Raw genomic sequence first — 14,279 nt, 5'->3', positions numbered from 1 at the left:
GATATCCCCGATGGACCTGCATGTCAGCATTGATGTGCCGTACCCGAAAGGGGCGTGCGGACACACATCGGCGGGCAATTTGATGGTATCCGCCACGGCTTGTGGACAGGCTCACGCGTCGCCGCTAAAACCACGCAGAATTAGGCTTTGTCAGTGCGGCAATCCGGTGCATCCCAAGCAGGCAATTGGGCCGGAGACAGATCGCAAGAAGGGTTCTCGGTCGGGTATGAGCGGCGTCAACGAAATTCGCAGTGCGTTTCTGGATTACTTCAAGCGGAACGGGCATGAGATCGTCCCGTCAGGCCCGCTGGTTCCGCGCAACGATCCGACACTGATGTTCACCAATGCAGGCATGGTGCAGTTCAAGAACGTCTTCACCGGACTTGAAACGCGGCCCTATGATCGTGCGGTGACCTCGCAGAAATGTGTGCGCGCAGGCGGCAAGCACAACGACCTCGACAATGTCGGCTATACGGCCCGGCACCACACTTTTTTCGAGATGCTCGGGAATTTCTCGTTCGGCGACTATTTCAAGGATGTCGCGATCGAACTCGCCTGGAACCTTGTGACCAAGGAATTCGGTCTGCCGGAGAAGAAACTGCTGGTGACTGTCTATTCCGAGGACGACCAGGCATTCGACCTGTGGAAGAAGATCGCGGGCCTGCCGGAAGACCGCATCATCCGCATTCCGACATCGGACAATTTCTGGTCGATGGGCGAGACCGGCCCGTGTGGGCCGTGCTCCGAGATCTTCTACGATCACGGCGAGCATATCTGGGGTGGTCCTCCGGGTTCGCCGGAAGAAGATGGCGACCGGTTCATCGAGATCTGGAACCTCGTCTTCATGCAGTACGAGCAGCTCTCCAAGGATGAGCGGGTCAATCTGCCGAAGCCGTCGATCGACACGGGCATGGGGCTTGAACGCGTCGCCGCGGTCATGCAGGGCGTGCACGACAATTACGACATCGACCTGTTCCGGGCGCTGATCGGCGCCTCGGAAGATCTCACCGGCGTCAAGGCGGAAGGTGCCGCGACCGCGAGCCATCGCGTCATCGCCGATCATTTGCGCGCGACGAGCTTCCTGATTGCCGACGGCGTGCTGCCGTCCAATGAAGGCCGTGGCTATGTGCTGCGCCGGATCATGCGCCGCGCCATGCGCCATGCGCACCTGCTCGGCGCGCGCGAGCCGCTGATCTGGCGGCTGGTTCCCGTCCTGGTGCGCGAAATGGGCCGCGCCTATCCCGAGCTTGGCCGCGCCGAGGCACTGATTTCCGAGACGTTGAAGCTGGAGGAAGTCCGTTTCCGCCGCACGCTGGAACGCGGGCTCTCACTGCTTGAGGACGCGACCGGTTCGATGGGCGACGGCTACCGGCTCGACGGCGAGACGGCATTCAAACTCTACGACACCTATGGCTTCCCGCTCGATCTGACGCAGGATGCGCTGCGTCCGCGCGGCATCAGTGTCGACAATGACGGTTTTTCGACGGCGATGGAGCGCCAGCGTGCCGAGGCCCGTGCGGCCTGGGCCGGGTCCGGCGAGGCGGCGACGGAAACCGTCTGGTTCGCGCTGCGCGAAGAGGTCGGCGGCACCGAGTTCCTCGGCTACGATACGGAGAAGGCGGAAGGCGTCGTGACTGCGCTGGTCGCCGATGGCGACCGTGTGAAGACGCTCGCCAAGGGTGCCGAAGGCGCGGTGGTCGTCAACCAGACGCCGTTCTATGGCGAGAGCGGCGGCCAGGTCGGCGATGTCGGTATCATGGCGGGCCCGAACGGGCGCTTCTGCGTCACCGATGTTCAGAAGAAGGCCGAAAGCGTCTTCGTCCATGTTGGCGTCGTGGAAGAAGGCGAAATCGCCGTTGGTGAAGCGCTCGAAATGACCGTCGATCATGAGCGCCGCGCGGCCATCCGCTCGAACCACTCGGCGACCCACCTGCTGCATGCGGCGCTGCGCAACGTGCTCGGCGATCACGTTGCCCAGAAGGGTTCTATGGTGGCGCCGGAGCGGTTGCGCTTCGACTTTTCGCATCCGAAACCGATCGAAGGCGGGGAGCTTGCCGCGATCGACGAGATCGTCAACGAGGTGGTACTGCAGAACGCACCGGTGTCGACGCGGCTGATGGCGGTCGACGAGGCGATCGAGGCCGGCGCGATGGCGCTGTTCGGTGAGAAATACGGCGATGAGGTGCGCGTGGTGACCATGGGCGACGCGCTCGACGGCGGCGGAAAGCCCTATTCGGTGGAGCTGTGCGGCGGCACCCATGTCGCGCGCACCGGCGATATCGGCCTGCTGACGGTGGTCGGCGAATCCGCAGTTGCCGCCGGCGTGCGCCGCATCGAGGCGCTGACCGGCAACGCCGCGCGCCACTATCTGGAAGAACAGGACAAGCGGCTGCGCGAGGCGGCGTCGGTGCTCAAGGTGGCGCCGGCTCAGCTCGTCGAGCGGCTGTCGTCGCTGGTCGATGAACGCCGCAAGCTGGAGCGCGAATTGGCCGAAGCCAAGAAGGCGCTGGCGATGGGCGGCGGTTCGGGCGCTGCGGAAACGCCGGTCCGCGATATCAACGGCATCAAGCTGATGGCGCGCGCGATTTCCGGCGTCAGCCCGAAAGACCTCAAGGGTCTCGTCGACGAGGGCAAGAAGTCGATCGGTTCGGGCATCGTCGTCATCGCGGGCGCGTCGGACGATGGCAAGGCCGGCATCGTCGTTGGCGTGACGTCGGATCTGACGGACCGCTTCAGCGCGGTCGATCTGGTGCGCGTCGGCTCGCAGGAGGTTGGCGGCAAGGGCGGCGGCGGTCGTCCCGACATGGCGCAGGCCGGCGGGCCGGACGGCTCGAAGACCGAGGCCGCGCTCGCGGCCATCGAAGCGGCGATCCGCGCGGCCGACTAGGCCGTCGAAACAAGACGCAGTTTCAAGGGCGGCTCCCGGCGGGGCCGCCCTTTTGCTTTGCCATAACGCCTTGGCCTCAGACCTTATCAACCTTTCTGCGATAAGAAGGATTTCGGGTAAGGACAGGACTGGGAAGGTGAAGCGATGAGCGCGACGCGCTACGCTCGCGTGAAGCACCGCGTTTTCGAGGTGCTGGAAGAAGGCGCTGCAGGGGATCTCACCAGCAAGCTGGTGGATCGGTCTCTTATAGCCCTGATCGTGATCAATCTGATTTCGGTGGCGCTGGAAACCGTTCCTGAATATTCGGCCAAACACCACAAGCTCTTTCTCGCCGTCGAGATCTTCTCGGTGATCCTGTTCTCGCTCGAATATGCGGCGCGGGTCTGGGTTGCCGACGAGTTCACCACGCTGCGTCATCTGCGGCCGTCGCTGGCGCGGCTGCGTTACATGGTCAGCCCCTGGGCGGTCATCGACCTCCTCGCGATCATGCCGTTCTTCATCGGCTTTCTGTTCCCCGTTACCGACCTGCGCATGCTGCGGGTGTTCCGGCTCGTCCGGTTCCTCAAGCTGGTGCGTTATTCGATCGGCATTCGTTCGCTCGCGTCGGCGATCGAATCCGAAAAGCGGGCGCTGCTCGGCAGTCTCGTCATCATCCTCGGCGTCGTGCTGATGGCGGCTTCCGTCATCCACATCGTCGAACATCAGGCGCAGCCGGAAAAATTCGGTTCGATCCCGGCCTCCATGTGGTGGGCGATCGCCACGCTGACGACGGTTGGCTATGGCGATGTGGTGCCGATCACCGCGTCGGGCAAGTTCATTGCCGGCGTCGTCATGCTGCTCGGCTACGGCATGTTCGCGCTGCCGATCGGTATCGTCGCGACGGCATTCGCCCGCGAGATCCATCAGCGCGACTTTGTCGTCACCTGGGGCATGGTCGCGCGCGTGCCGCTGTTCGCGCAGATGTCGGCTTCCGAGATCGCCGAAGTGATGAAGCTGTTGCGGGCACAGATCGTCGAGCGCGGTGCGATCATCGCGCGGCGCGGTGAGCCGGCGCGGTCAATGTATTTCATTGCCTCGGGGCGGGTGCAGATCGATCTGCGCGACGCGAGCTACGAGTTGGGCGATGGCGCATTCTTCGGCGAAATAGCCGTGCTCAAGCACACCGAACGCTCGGGCAATGTCACGGCGCTGTCGCGCTCGACGCTGCTGGCGCTCGATGCCGATGATCTGCACATCCTGATGACGCGCAACCAGACGATCGGTGCGCATATCCGCTCGGTCGCGCGCTCGCGGCTCGGCAGTGAGATCGTGACGCCGGGCGGCGATCTGGTCGAGGAAGAACTCGAACAAACGCCGCCGGATCCGGAAAGACCCGACGGCGTGTAAATCGTCTCAACGATAGTGCCAACTGAGAGTTAGGCCGCCATCGCCTTCTGCAGGTTCTCGTCGATCTTGTCGAGGAAGGCGGTGGTCGACAGCCACTTCTGGTCCGGGCCGACCAGCAGCGCCAGATCCTTCGTCATGAAGCCCGACTCCACGGTGTCGATGCAGACCTTCTCGAGTGTTTCGGCGAAGCTCTTGAGCTCGGCATTGTCGTCGAGCTTGGCGCGGTGGGCGAGGCCACGGGTCCACGCAAAGATCGAAGCGATCGAGTTGGTCGAGGTTTCCTTGCCCTGCTCATGCAGGCGGTAGTGACGGGTCACGGTGCCGTGCGCGGCCTCGGCCTCGACGGTGCGGCCGTCCGGGCTCATCAGCACGGAGGTCATCAGGCCGAGCGAGCCGAAGCCCTGCGCGACGGTGTCGGACTGAACGTCGCCGTCGTAGTTCTTGCACGCCCAGACATAGCCGCCGGACCACTTCAGAGACGCCGCGACCATATCGTCGATGAGCCGGTGCTCGTACCAGATCTTGGCTTCTTCGAACTTGTCCTTGAACTCGTTCTCGTAGACTTCCTGGAACAGATCCTTGAAGCGACCGTCATAGGCCTTCAGGATTGTGTTCTTGGTCGACAGGTAGCACGGGACCTTGCGGTTGAGCGCGTAGTTCATCGAGGCGCGGGCGAAGTCGATGATCGACTCATCGAGATTGTACATCGCCATGGCGACGCCCGAGCTCGGCGCGTCGAAGACCTCGCGTTCGATCACGTCACCGTCGTCGCCGACGAACTTGATGGTCAGCTTGCCCTTGCCGGGGAAACGGAAGTCGGTGGCGCGGTACTGGTCGCCATAAGCGTGACGGCCGACGATGATCGGCTGCGTCCAGCCGGGAACGAGCCGCGGCACGTTCTGCATGATGATCGGCTCACGGAAGATGACGCCGCCGAGGATGTTGCGGATGGTGCCGTTCGGCGAACGCCACATCTTCTTCAGGCCGAATTCCTCGACGCGGGCTTCGTCCGGCGTGATGGTGGCGCACTTGACGCCGACGCCGTGTTCCTTGATCGCGTTGGCAGAGTCGACCGTGACCTGATCGTCGGTGGCATCGCGGTTTTCGATGCTGAGGTCGAAATACTTCAGATCGATGTCGAGATAGGGGTGGATCAGCTTGTCCTTGATGAGCTGCCAGATGATCCGGGTCATCTCGTCGCCGTCGATTTCGACGACCGGATTCTGCACCTTAATTTTCGCCATTGCGGACCTCGAACTTTTTCCAGGGGGAGAAATCGGCGCCACCCTAGACGAGCGCCGATGGCTTCACAAGTTGTACTGTTTGCCAATACGGGCGAGTTCCTGACGCAGCCGATCTATAAGCTCTTGCTTATATTTAGACGGCAGCGGACGCATCACGGCATCGTCCGGCGGGAAGCGATCCGGCGCGGTCTCGAACAGGCTTTTGGGCTCGCCGCGCGGCGCCAGATAGCGCTTCGCGATGTCGTCATTGCCGGCCCGGTAGCGCTCAAGGATTGCAAGCCTTTGCTCGCGGGTCAGGAACACGGGTTTGCCGGGCTTCGTGATCGTCTGCACGATGTGGCGCAGATCGCGGTGCTGGCGCGGCCCCGGCCAGCGCGGTGAGATCCTGTTGCGGGCGTTGACGTGGCGCATCAACTCGATCGCCTCGGGGTTTAACGAGGGATTGTCGAATTTCGGCTCTTTCGGCTTTTTCAGCGGCGCGATGCCGAGCACGTCGAAGATCTTCTGCAGCGCATCGTCGGAACCGTAGCGGTCGACGTGGATGCAGGCGGGTTCGAAGTACGCCTCCCAGTGACGCAGCATCGCGGCGTAGTCGAGCCGCTTTCGCACTTCGGCTGTCTCCAGATAGGTTTCGATATCGGAGGCGGTGCCGTTCTTCACGCTCTCGCCATAGAGCGACTCCAGATACTGGTCCTGACGGCGGAACTGGACGACTACATGAACGTCGTAGCGCTCGCGCAGAGCGGCGAAGAACGGCGCCGCATAAGCGCTTTCGGCGTAGACCGCTTCCTCGCTGAGGAACACCTTGGGACAGGGGGAGGCGTCGATCTCGGCGAACACGGGGTTCAGGCGGGCGAGATTGCGGCGATAGAAGGCGCGCTTGCCGCCGATCATGGTCGCAAGGTTCAGTGGGAACACCGACTGCACATGCACCGCGGTCACGGCCTTCCTGAGGAAGATGTGCTTTGGCGTGACCTGTTCTTCGTCGAGACCATAATGGGTTTGCGGATAAAGGACCCCGCGGCGGGCCGCCAGGCGTCCCTTGTTGAGGTGAAAAACCCGCTGGATGTAGCTCGTTCCCGTCTTTTCGGTGCCGATGTGGAGAAAGATCGTCTTGTCGGACATCGCATCCTGCTCGCCCGGCTGTTGCGGGCGGGTATTGCGTTAAGAGCTGTTGCCGCGTCGGCGGCGCAACACTACAGCGGCGGGGCAAGGCCATGCAATCCGATTGCCGAAGCCGGGGGTGCTTGCTATCACACGCGCCATGACCGACGAACACAGCGTTTCCCCTTCGAATGCCGCCCCGGCGGCATCCATGCCCATCATCATTCTGGTCGAGCCGCAGCTCGGCGAGAACATCGGCACGGCTGCGCGTGCGATGGCCAATTTCGGCCTTGCCGAGATGCGCATCGTCAATCCGCGCGATGGCTGGCCGAATGAGCGCGCCCGTGGCGCCGCGAGCCGTGCCGACCATGTGATCGACGGGATCACGGTCTATGATACGGCGGCAGAGGCCGTGGCCGATCTTGGCTTCGTCTATGCGACGACGGCGCGCTCGCGCGAGATGGCGAAAGCGGTGGTCGGGCCGGAAGAAGCGGCAGCGCGCTGTGCGTCGCTGTCGCGCGACGGCGTGCGCACCGGCATTCTGTTCGGGCGCGAGCGCTGGGGCCTGACCAATGACGAGGTGGCGCTGGCCGATGAGATCGTCACGCTGCCGGTCGATCCGACGTTCGCCTCGCTCAATATCGCGCAGGCCGTTCTCATCCTCTCCTATGAATGGCGCAAGGCGTCGGTCGGTGCGGACCTGCCGTTTGCCGCTACCGAGGGTTCGCCGCCGGCTTCCAAGGAAGACGTGTTGCGGCTGATGGCGCATCTGGAAGAGGCGCTTGATGCGGTCAACTATTTCCGGCCCGAGGAGAAGAAGCCGGTGATGACGCGCAATCTGCTCAACATCTTCCAGAAGGCGCAGTTGAGCGACCAGGAAGTGCGGACGTTGCGCGGTGTCGTCGCCGCGCTCGAGGTCGGGCCGCTGTCGCCGGAGGAGATCGCCGCGCGACGGCGGGCGAAAAGCGAACGCAAGGCGGCGGCGAAGGCCGCGCAGGCGGCTGCGTCGGGGGATGACGACGCAGCGGAGACGGCCAATTGACGACGCGCATTCTCGTCTTCGATTCCGGCATCGGCGGGGTAACCGTGCTCGGCCCGATCGTTGCGCGGATGCCCGATGCCGAGATTGTCTATGTCGCCGATGATGCCGGCTTTCCCTATGGCGAGTGGGAGGCCGATTCTCTCAAAGAGCGGATCGTCGCGCTGTTCGAGACGCTGATCGCGTAACATCGCCCCGATGTGGTGGTGATCGCCTGCAATACCGCGTCGACGCTGGTGCTGCCGGTGCTCAGGGCGCGCTTTGCCTGCCCCTTCGTTGGTACCGTTCCGGCGATCAAGCCGGCGGCGGCGCTGACGAAGACCGGCATCGTCGCGGTGCTGGCGACGCCGGCGACCGTCAAGCGCGACTACACGTTCGATCTGATTGCTGACCATGCCCCGGACACGGCAATCGTGCTGGTCGGTTCGCATCGCCTTGCCGGACTGGCGGAAGACCGCTTTTTCGACCGGCCGCTCGACGAGGCGGCGGTGGCAGCGGAAATCGCGCCGTGCTTCGTCGACAAGGAAGGCCAGCGTACCGACGTCGTGGTGCTTGCTTGCACGCACTATCCGCTGCTTGAGAACGTCTTTCGCCGACTGGCACCGTGGCCGGTGAGCTGGATCAATCCGGCAGATGCCATTGCCAGACGCGTCGCCGACGTTGCCGGCATCGCGACCGGCGGTGACGCGCCGCTGTGGCCGCAAGCGTTTCGCGAGGGAAGGGTGGTGTTCACCTCCGGCCGCGCGGCGCCGTTTTCCTACGCGACCTTCCTCGAACATGGCCGATGTGGTGCCGGGTGACAGAAATCCGCGGATTTTGCCCTGCAATGTTTGACATTGGCCGCGCGGTCTAGTATCCGAGCAGCGCTGGCGCGGGTCTCGTTGAGGCCCGCGTTGGTTTTCACGCACCCGTGGGGTTGTCGCAGCTTGCTGCGAATGAGGCGGGCGCCTCGCCCAACCCCTGTCGGCTTGCCGGTTCCTTGCGAACGGGGAAGCGAAGGAGGGCGCGTTTCCTTCACGCGTCTGCCGCGTCGGCCCACCGGGCTTTGACGAGGAAGCCGCACCATAAATCGGGCCGGTACGGGATGTCCCGTCGGCGGTCCACAAGAACCAAAGGAAACCGCGATGTCAAAGCGCCATTCCGCGAAGTACAAAATCGATCGCCGTATGGGCGAAAATATCTGGGGTCGTCCGAAGAGCCCGGTCAACCGGCGCGAATACGGCCCGGGTCAGCATGGTCAGCGCCGCCGCGGCAAGCTGTCGGATTACGGCGTGCAGCTCAAGGCCAAGCAGAAGCTCAAGGGTTACTACGGCAGCATCTCCGAGAAGCAGTTCCGCCGCATCTATGAAGAAGCGACCCGGATGAAGGGCGATACCTCGGCGAACCTGATCGGCATTCTTGAGAGCCGTCTGGATGCCCTCGTGTATCGCGCCAAGTTCGTTCCGACCGTGTTTGCCGCGCGCCAGTTCATCAACCATGGCCATGTCATGGTGAACGGCCGCCGCGTCAACATCGGCAGCTACCGCTGCAAGGTCGGTGACGTCATCGAGGTGCGTGAGCGTTCCAAGCAGATGGTTCTGGTTCTGGAATCGGTGCAGCTCCAGGAGCGCGACGTGCCGGATTACGTCGAAGCCGACCACAACAAGATGACCGCCACCTTCGTGCGCGTGCCGCAGCTTGCCGACGTGCCGTACCCGGTGATGATGGAACCGAACCTGGTCGTCGAATTCTATTCGCGCTAATTCAAAGCGCCGAAAACACTTCGGATCAGGCCGCCTTCGGGCGGCCTTTTTCGTTTCAGGGCACATTTTCCTCAGGCGTGCCCTTTTTTATTGCGAGTGCTTTCGCATATCATTTGCAAAAATGAACAATGCGAAGGGGGAACCACTCGATGGGCGATTTTCAAAATGAGGACTGTCCCGGCACTCCGTCCGGCGGCGCAGGCGAGGGCGAACGCGGCGGCTTGCGGCTCGACCGGCGCGGCTTCCTGCAGGCGGCCGCCGGTGGCGCGCTCGGCCTTGCGACCTGGGGCCTGCAGACCGGCGCGGCGGTGGCGCAGCAGGCGCAGGCGCACACGTTGAAACTCGGCGCTTTCGAACTCACCGTTCTCAGCGACGGCTTCATCAGCTTTCCGACATCCAACCTCGCGCCGGCAATCCCGGAAGCCGAGCGCAATGCGCTGCTTTCCGCGCACGGTTTGTCGCTCGAGGAGCATGTCTCCAAGATCAATGTCGCGATGGTGCGCAGCGGCGATGAGCTGATCCTCATCGACACTGGCGCGGGGATGAACTTCGTCGCCTCCGCCGGGCTTCTGGCCGACAGTTTCGATGCTGCCGGCATCGACCGCGAGGAAGTGACCAAGGTCATCCTCACCCATGCTCATCCCGACCATGTGTGGGGCATCATCGATGATTTCGACGAGAGCGAGCGGTTCCCCAACGCGTCCTACGTGATGGGCTCGGCGGAATGGGATTTCTGGATGGCCGAAGACGTGCTGACCAAGCTTCCCGACGATCTGCACGGCTTCGCGCTCGGCGCGCAGCGCAGCCTCGGGCCAATCGCCGAAAAGATAACCCGCGTCGGCGATGGTGCGTCGGTGTCGTCGGGCATCACCATGATCGACACGCCGGGTCACACGCCGGGGCACATGTCGGTGGTGCTGGAATCCGAGGGCGAGACGCTGGTGGTGACCGGCGACGCCGCCACCCATATGGCGGTGTCGTTCGAGCGGCCGGACTGGCGCTTCATCCGTGATCAGGAACCGGATGTGGCTGTCGCGACCCGCAAGAAGCTGCTGGACATGATCGCGACCGACAAGATGGGCCTTATCGGCTACCACCTGCCGTGGCCGGGAGTCGGACGCGCCGAGCGCAAGGACACCGCGTTCCGCTACGTGGCGGCCGACGCCTGATGGGGTCGGCTCAGCTTTCCGCCAGAACATCATCCAGCGAGCGGCGGGCGCTTGGCCGGTTTGGCTTGGCGTTCGCACCAGCCGGATAGCCGAGGCGCAGGAGCAGTTGCGGATGGTCGCTACCGTCCGTGACGAGGCTTGCGAGATGGGCGCGCAGGTCGGGGATTTCGACCGGCTGGTTGACGAGGGCGAGCGAAACGCCGGCGACGGTCGCGGTCAGGAACAGGCGGGCGAGCGCACGGCCGGTTTTCAGCCAGTCCGTTAGTGTGTCGCCGGGGCTCAGCATCACCGCGAGGACCGGTGTTGCGTCCATGCGCGCCCGGTCGCCCTTTGCGAGCAACGATCCAATGTCGAAGCGGCGGATGGCTGCGGCAAGCAGAGGTGTTGCCAGATCGGGAGCGCCGAAGCCTGCCATCGACAGCCCGTCTTTTCCGGGAGCCGCAGCGCGGCGCATCCAGTCGCTCAGCTCGGCGCGGAAGGCGGGATCGGCATGTTGCCGGCGCGTTGCTTCCGCCACCAGACCGGCGATGGCCGATTTCCCTTCGTCATCCAGCACCAGACGCAGATCGATGCCGAGCGTGCGCGTTGCCTCGGTGAGATCGTCGAGCACGAAGTCCGGCAACTCGGTCGGCGCGTAAGGTGTACGGTCGCAGTGGCGCGTGAGGATCGCGGCGACGAGGTCGCGATCGTGGGTCGTTGGGTCGACGCTGCCCGTGACGGTGACGCGGGCGACGAGGTCCGGGCGCTCCGGCTCCGGCAGCAGGCGGCATTCGGTGCCGATGCCGAATGCGGCAAGCGCGATAAGCAGATGCTCGGCCGTGGCGCCGCACGACATCGCGAGTTCCCGCCGCTGCGGGTCAACGGCCGACAGGGCGCGGGTGTTGTCGGCGAGAATGTCGACATGATCGTCGTGCAGTCGAAATCGCCAGGGCTGCGAATTGTGCGAGGAGGGCGCCAGGACCGCGTAGCGCAGGGCGAAGCGAAGCCGATCGCGCGGCCCCCCTTGATGCGGGAAAGCCGCCGGTTCGATGTTCCGAGGATCGCCGTGGTTTCGCTGTGCCATGTCATGACACCCGATGCTTGAGCCCGGGGGTGCCGAAATCACCGGCCGCGACGGGTTGCGCGGGGTGAATTCCGGGCGCCTTTGTCTTCCTTGAATCTCGGCCCGTCCGGCATCCTTATCAAGGGGGTGAGACACTTTTGTCCCGGTGGGGCAAGAAAAGGCTCGGCGATCTAATTCCCTTCAATAGTACGAGATTCGGAAATAATTCCAGGGAATTTGTCCAGAAAATGAACGGTTACTGCAATAGTTAAACCTTTGTTCAATGCTTTTGGCTGCAAAATGGGCAAACTTTCTTGAAAAGGGCCCATCATGACTAAACTCCGTACAATGTTGGCAGCTAGCGTCTTTGCCGCCTGTTGCGGCACGGCGATGGCCGAGCCCGTTGGTTCGCCGCCCGATGCGGCGGCGTTGCTCGGTCCCGACTTCGTCAAGCAGGTGCGTTCCTGGGTCGATACCGAGATCGTGCGCCTGTCGGTCGAGGGACAGAACGAACGCTATGGCGCACTTTCGCAGGAGAAGATCGACGCGCTCGACAAGCAGTGGCGCGCCGAGCGCGAGCAGGACGACAAGCCGCTGATCGCGGCCACCCTGTCCAATCCGCTTTCCGTCTATCTGACGCGCATCCAGGGCCAGTCGCTCGGGATGTTCGTGGAGATCTTCGTGATGGACAACAAGGGCCTCAATGTCGGCCAGTCGTCGATCACCTCGGATTTCTGGCAGGGCGATGAAGGCAAGTTCCAGAAGACGTTTCCGGCCGGCGCCGGCACGGTCTTCGTCGACGAGCCGGAATGGGACGAAGACTTCAAGATCTGGCGGGCGCAGCTCAACATGACGCTCGCGGCCGAGGATGGCAAAACGCCGATCGGCGCGGCCACGATCGAAGTCAATCTGAGCGAATTGATGCGCCGTACAGGCGCCGGGAGCTAAGGGCTAAAAACCATGTTCAAGAATATGTCCGTCTCCCTGAAAGGGATCGCAGCTTTCATGGTCATGGCGCTCGTCGGCGTCGGGACCAGCATCTTCATTTACTCGCAATCGGTGTCGGCGGTGACGGCGGTTGAGGAAAACGGCCGCATCCAGGCTCTGATCCAGGATATCCGCGAACTCGATATCCTCATGACCGATCAGATCGTCGCCGCTAAGACCTTCTTCCTGACCGGCGATCGCAGCTGGGTCGGCGAGGTCGAAAAGGGGACCGCCCAGATCGGCAAGGAACTGGACGGCATCAAGGCCGCGCTTGCCGACGTCGATCCAGCGCTGACGATCGCTGAGGTCGAGAGCGGCTGGCGTGGGTGGCTCAACGACTACACCATGAAGCAGATCACGCTGATGCGAGATCCGATGACCGTCGACCTGGCGCGCGCCATGGAGACGACGGGTCGCGGTACGGCGGCGATTGGCAAGGTCGAGGAGAATATCCACCACCTGCTTACAGATTTGACCGCACGGCAGGGGAAACTCGCCGAAGCGCAGCAGAGCAGCCTCAGCCTTGTCGAAATGATCGCGCTTTTCAGCGCGGTGGTGCTGACCGGCGTCGCGGTTCTGCTCGGCTTCCTCAATTATGTTTTGGTTTCACGGCCGTTGTCCGATCTTGCCGAGAAGACGCAGAAGCTCGCCGAGAACGACCTTACTGTGGATCTGCCGCATGAGAACGGGCGTGACGAGATCGGCCGCATGACGGATGCGCTTGCCGTGTTCCGCGACAATCTCGTGCGCACGCGGGAAATGGAAGAGGCCGCCGAACGCACCAAGGCGGAAGCCGAAGCCGACCGGCGCGCCGAGCGCGAGCGTGTTGCGGCCGAGTTCGAGCAGACGGTGATGGGCATCTCGGAAGAGATCCTTGCCGCCACCGAGCACCTCAACGCAACCGCGGGCAGCCTTGCCGAAATCGCCAACGACACCACCAACCAGTCGATGACCGTGTCGACGGCGGCGGGGCAGGCGACGAGCAATGTGCAGACGGTGGCGAGTGCGACCGAGGAGCTGTCGGCGTCTATCCACGAGATCAACGGCCAGATCCACGGCGCTTCACAGATCGCCGCGAGCGCTCAGGAAGAGGTTGCCAAGGCCAATCAGGCGGTCGGCAGCCTGCAGAACGTGGTTGCCCGCATCGGCGATGTGACGCAGCTCATCAACGCGATTGCCGAACAGACCAACCTGCTGGCTCTCAACGCGACCATCGAAGCGGCGCGGGCAGGCGAAGCGGGTCGCGGGTTTGCCGTGGTGGCGTCGGAAGTGAAAGCGCTGGCCGAGCAGACCTCCAAGGCGACCGAGGAAATCGATCGCGAGATCTCGGAGATGCGGGCGGTCGCCGATCTTTCGACGGCGGCGACGGAATCCATCGCCGGTATGGTCGAGACGATTGCCGAGCGGTCCGCGGCGATGGCCGCTGCCGCCGAAGAGCAGAACGCGGCGACCGGCGAAATCGCGCGCAACATCTCCGAGGCCGCGACCGGCACCCAGCAGGTCAGCAGCTCGATCGAGAATGTCAGCGCGTCGGCCAATCAGACCGGACAGCTTTCCACGGAAATGCGCGAAGCGGTCGGCGAGCTCTTTGCCCGCTCCGAAAAGCTGCGCGGCTCCATGGCCGAGTTCCTGCAGCGCATCCGCGCCGCCTGATCGCAGCCGAGCAGACAAGAAAAAGC

At 63.4% G+C, this 14,279-nt stretch carries 10 protein-coding genes and 1 pseudogene; 8 read left to right on the top strand and 3 right to left on the bottom strand.

Annotated elements, in window-relative coordinates; all coding sequences use genetic code 11:
• Window positions 1-226: 226 nt before the first annotated feature.
• Together C0606_12035 and C0606_12030 are read left to right on the top strand one after the other, a co-directional pair.
• Entirely contained in the window at window positions 227-2,887 is a 2,661-nt protein-coding gene (locus C0606_12035) for an alanine--tRNA ligase (GenBank protein PLX37219.1), read from the top strand.
• 144 nt (window positions 2,888-3,031) lie between these two features.
• Window positions 3,032-4,273 carry a cyclic nucleotide-binding protein gene (locus C0606_12030; protein ID PLX37218.1) on the top strand — a complete coding sequence of 414 codons (1,242 nt, stop codon included), beginning with the start codon at window positions 3,032-3,034 and terminating at the stop codon, window positions 4,271-4,273.
• 29 nt (window positions 4,274-4,302) lie between these two features.
• Here C0606_12030 and C0606_12025 read toward each other — a convergent pair whose 3' ends face one another.
• Window positions 4,303-5,517 (bottom strand): isocitrate dehydrogenase (NADP(+)), encoded by a 1,215-nt coding sequence (locus tag C0606_12025; protein PLX37217.1) that lies wholly within the window; start codon window positions 5,515-5,517, stop codon window positions 4,303-4,305.
• Window positions 5,518-5,580: 63 nt separating this feature from the next.
• Window positions 5,581-6,642 carry a hypothetical protein gene (locus C0606_12020; protein PLX37216.1) on the bottom strand — a complete coding sequence of 354 codons (1,062 nt, stop codon included), beginning with the start codon at window positions 6,640-6,642 and terminating at the stop codon, window positions 5,581-5,583.
• A gap of 190 nt (window positions 6,643-6,832) precedes the next feature.
• On the opposite strand from C0606_12020, the gene C0606_12015 reads away from it, so the two are divergent.
• The 4 genes and pseudogenes from C0606_12015 (at window position 6,833) to C0606_12000 (ending at window position 10,571) form a co-directional block, all read left to right on the top strand.
• Window positions 6,833-7,663 carry an RNA methyltransferase gene (locus tag C0606_12015; GenBank protein PLX37337.1) on the top strand — a complete coding sequence of 277 codons (831 nt, stop codon included), beginning with the start codon at window positions 6,833-6,835 and terminating at the stop codon, window positions 7,661-7,663.
• Between the two features lie 68 nt (window positions 7,664-7,731).
• Window positions 7,732-8,460 (top strand): annotated as a pseudogene (locus C0606_12010) (glutamate racemase).
• Window positions 8,461-8,784: 324 nt separating this feature from the next.
• Entirely contained in the window at window positions 8,785-9,402 is a 618-nt protein-coding gene (locus C0606_12005; protein PLX37215.1) for a 30S ribosomal protein S4, read from the top strand.
• Between the two features lie 128 nt (window positions 9,403-9,530).
• Window positions 9,531-10,571, top strand: a complete 1,041-nt coding sequence (locus tag C0606_12000) for an MBL fold metallo-hydrolase (GenBank protein ID PLX37214.1) — start codon at window positions 9,531-9,533, stop codon at window positions 10,569-10,571.
• 10 nt (window positions 10,572-10,581) lie between these two features.
• On the opposite strand, the gene C0606_11995 is transcribed toward C0606_12000, so the two are convergent.
• Complete coding sequence (locus C0606_11995; GenBank protein PLX37213.1) at window positions 10,582-11,634, bottom strand: hypothetical protein; 1,053 nt, start codon at window positions 11,632-11,634, stop codon at window positions 10,582-10,584.
• Between the two features lie 327 nt (window positions 11,635-11,961).
• On the opposite strand from C0606_11995, the gene C0606_11990 reads away from it, so the two are divergent.
• Together C0606_11990 and C0606_11985 are read left to right on the top strand one after the other, a co-directional pair.
• Window positions 11,962-12,561 carry a hypothetical protein gene (locus tag C0606_11990; GenBank protein PLX37212.1) on the top strand — a complete coding sequence of 200 codons (600 nt, stop codon included), beginning with the start codon at window positions 11,962-11,964 and terminating at the stop codon, window positions 12,559-12,561.
• Between the two features lie 12 nt (window positions 12,562-12,573).
• The gene (locus tag C0606_11985; GenBank protein ID PLX37211.1) at window positions 12,574-14,253 is read left to right on the top strand and encodes a methyl-accepting chemotaxis protein; all 1,680 of its coding nucleotides are present in this window, start codon (window positions 12,574-12,576) and stop codon (window positions 14,251-14,253) included.
• Window positions 14,254-14,279: the final 26 nt, after the last annotated feature.

The sequence above is a fragment of the Hyphomicrobiales bacterium genome, assembly GCA_002869065.1.
Classification (GTDB): Bacteria; Pseudomonadota; Alphaproteobacteria; order Rhizobiales; family Rhodobiaceae; genus Rhodobium.
Note: the sequence above shows the minus strand (reverse complement) of the source record. Positions and strands in the feature narration are given on the sequence as shown.